Genomic DNA, 386 nt, shown 5'->3' on the forward strand with positions numbered 1-386 from the left:
ATCGTGGTGTTACCAAAATCACCAGCTCGGTTTCACCAGATGTAAACTCTTCACTCTTAAACAAGCGTCCAAGTACTGGAAGGTCACTGGCTCCCGGAATACCATCTGCAACGGTACGCGCGTTTTCACTCAACAAACCTGCGATACCGATCGTTTGTCCGTCCGCTAATTCGATTGTGGTTCCCGCGCTACGCTTAGTGATTGGCGGAATAAAGAACGTTGCGTTTACTTCGTTCGGATTAAACGTCAGCACACCAGAGTTAGAAATTTCACTCACGTTGGCATTGAGTTTCAGGTTGATTCTCTTATCACTGAGAATGAAAGGTACAAATGCCAATTGAACTCCGTTCTCTTTGTAGGCGATGGTAATGCCAACTTCATTCGGT

General features: G+C 45.9%; 1 pseudogene. It reads right to left on the reverse strand.

Features of this window, described 5'->3' with window-relative positions:
* Window positions 1-386 (reverse strand): annotated as a pseudogene (locus UF06_RS03600) (type II and III secretion system protein family protein); the annotation flags it as partial.

Origin of the sequence: Vibrio sp. S234-5 (genome assembly GCF_000960595.1) — a bacterium.
Taxonomy (GTDB): domain Bacteria; phylum Pseudomonadota; class Gammaproteobacteria; order Enterobacterales; family Vibrionaceae; genus Vibrio.